The sequence below is a fragment of the Planktothrix sp. FACHB-1355 genome, from assembly GCF_014748295.1.
Lineage (GTDB): Bacteria > Cyanobacteriota > Cyanobacteriia > Cyanobacteriales > Aerosakkonemataceae > Aerosakkonema > Aerosakkonema funiforme_A.
Genome location: NZ_JACJUP010001311.1, coordinates 1 through 1,789, shown reverse-complemented (window position 1 = coordinate 1,789; position 1,789 = coordinate 1). Strand labels below are relative to the sequence as shown.

Here is a 1,789-nt window from a genome sequence, read left to right as displayed (position 1 = left end):
TTTATCAATCCAAACAACTGCCTTAGCTACCGCAATTCCCATGACTATGCCTGCCGCTACAGCCCAAATCAAATCAACTGCGACCCATTCTTTAAACCAACTTTGCCAGTTGTTACCTTTTTGCAACCAATAAATGCCGAAAAAGACAAACGGAAAAGCTAGGGCATCGTTCAAACCGCCTTCCGAGGTTAAACCAAAGCGCAATTCATCTTTGTCTTCTATATGAGATAGCTGCACTTCTGAAGCCAATACGGGATCTGTTGGCGCAAGAATTGCTCCGAGTAATATTGCCGGCCCCCATTCCATTTTGAGGAACCAATGACCGACAGCAGCAATGGCAAAAATTGAAATTGGCATTAAAAAACCAATCAGCCGCACTGTGGAACTCCAAGACCAAAAATTGAGACGGCGATTCATTTTTAGTCCGCAACTGAATAAAGAAACAATGACAACAAATTCCGTTAGTCGTTCCAAAAACTCCGCATCTGGCCGCAGTTTAATCAAATGTATCCCGTAGGGGCCAAGGAGAATACCAACGATGAGATAGATGAGGGCAAAAGAGAGGGGTAATCTGGCAATCCAACCCGATCCTAATGTGACGATGAGCAGGAGCAAGCCAATGACAAGCAGGTCAAGAATATAAATATCCATTGATATTAAAGAGGATTTAGTTCAGATCTGTCTTCTGAACTTTACCGATCTTGCTCTTTGCTCCTAATTATCTTTGGGTAGATTGTTGGATGTTTCTCTATCCGCCTGTTGGCTGAGGTTTTTGGAGAGGGAGAGGGGAGTGAAAAGTTAAAAGTTAAAAGTAGAAATTTACTCTTTCTCTCTAGCCCCTAGCCCCTAGTCCCTAGCCCCTATTATTTGGTGGGATTCCAAACAAACTTCCCTGTTTTGTCGATGTAGCCCCACTTGTCACCCAGCTTTACCCCTGCGAGTCCTTGAGAGAAGTTTTCCGTATCGTCAAACTGAGGCGAGATGACTGTTTCTCCTGCTTTGTCGATATAGCCCCACTGGTCTTCAATCATTACAGCTGCGAGTCCTTCGGAAAATTGATCGGCATCATCAAACTGCGGTGCGATGACCATTTTTCCCGTTTTGTCAATAAAACCCAACTTTTCGTCAACTTCAACTGCTGCTAATCCTTCGGAGAAGTCATCAGCATCATCGAACTGGGGCTCAACGACGATTTTGCCGCTCTGGTCAATATAGCCGTACTGTTCGCCAACTTTTACCCGTGCTAGCCCTTCGGAAAATTCGCTAACTTCATCAAATTTTGGTGCGATGACTATTTTCCCCGTTTTGTCGATATAGCCGAGCTTACCGTTCTGTCTGACGGCAAACAGTTCGCTTGACTGTTGGCTTGATTGTTGATTTGCCTCTGGTGAAGCAGTTGACGCCTGCGTCTGCTCTAGCGGGCGACAGGATACCAAACCCAAAAGAGTAAGGCAGAGGAAAAAAGGAATGGATCTGTTGACTTTTAGTTTCATCTGTGAATGGTGTGCGCGATCCCGCAGTTTACCGAATATAATTTAGCCCAAGCTTTGAGCGACGATCGCTACTTTCACAGGGAAAAGCACGATCGATCTGCCGTTTGCCCAGCGATGCAATGATCTGCTTACACCAGTTCTGAGCTTTAGCCCGGACTTTTGGCGGATTTATGGTAAAAAAAGACGATCTCAGATGCAAGACGCGAGCAGAGAAGCGCTTCCTTACGAAGTCATCAGTCAATTTGCACAAGCTGCTGGTGCAGTAGAATGCCACTGGAGAATAAGCGATCGCTCTT

General features: G+C 45.4%; 2 protein-coding genes. Both read right to left on the bottom strand.

The genetic code is table 11. From position 1 onward, the window contains the following. Window positions 1–651, bottom strand: a 651-nt coding sequence (locus H6S82_RS31885; RefSeq protein ID WP_191057397.1) for a cation:proton antiporter, incomplete at its 3' end; no start/stop codon positions are given. A gap of 212 nt (window positions 652–863) precedes the next feature. Then, window positions 864–1,493 (bottom strand): WG repeat-containing protein, encoded by a 630-nt coding sequence (locus tag H6S82_RS31880; protein ID WP_190463308.1) that lies wholly within the window; start codon window positions 1,491–1,493, stop codon window positions 864–866. Window positions 1,494–1,789: the final 296 nt, after the last annotated feature.

Bases quoted from the DNA above. Each gene is read 5' to 3' on its own strand.
- H6S82_RS31880 (WP_190463308.1), bottom strand. From the start codon at position 1,493: ATGAAACTAAAAGTCAACAGATCCATTCCTTTTTTCCTCTGCCTTACT.